The sequence below is a fragment of the Exiguobacterium sp. SL-9 genome (assembly GCF_004336985.1).
GTDB lineage: Bacteria > Bacillota > Bacilli > Exiguobacteriales > Exiguobacteriaceae > Exiguobacterium.
This window is the reverse complement of the sequence record NZ_SJUO01000025.1, coordinates 1-424: the sequence shown is the minus strand read 5'-3', so window position 1 is coordinate 424 and position 424 is coordinate 1. Positions and strand designations below refer to the sequence as shown.

Sequence of the window (424 nt, the reverse complement as noted above, 5' to 3'; positions counted from 1 at the left end):
TTTCCATACAGAGTCTTGCATAATTTGCTGATAGGCATTTTCATCTTGTGTGATGATAATTTCAGGGTCCCACATCAGAAGCTGCTCTGGTGAAACATCCGTTAATCCAGTGAAATTCGGAATATCTACTACATTTTCAAAGCCTAATGCTTCAATCGCTTCGGTATGGATAGAGTTTCTTGCACCTGTTTGTAACCCTTTTGCACCACGCGCAAGGTAAAAACGAGGGCTTGTTTTTTGTGTAGAAGCAAATAAGGTAGCATCACTAAGATATTGCTCTGCAATAAGTGCTAATGTTTCTGCTCTTTCAGTAACACCTAATAAAGCACCTGTTTGGCGCAACTGAGCTGGACTATCTTTTAATGTGCCATCAATTAATACATAAGGTACACCGGTTTGATCAGAAACACGTTTTGCCAATGAG

Annotated in this window: 1 protein-coding gene; it reads right to left on the bottom strand. The window is 39.9% G+C overall.

What is annotated here, in order from left to right:
- The coding region (locus EVJ34_RS15475) for an ABC transporter substrate-binding protein (protein WP_145963242.1) at positions 1-424 on the bottom strand (424 nt) is incomplete at both ends.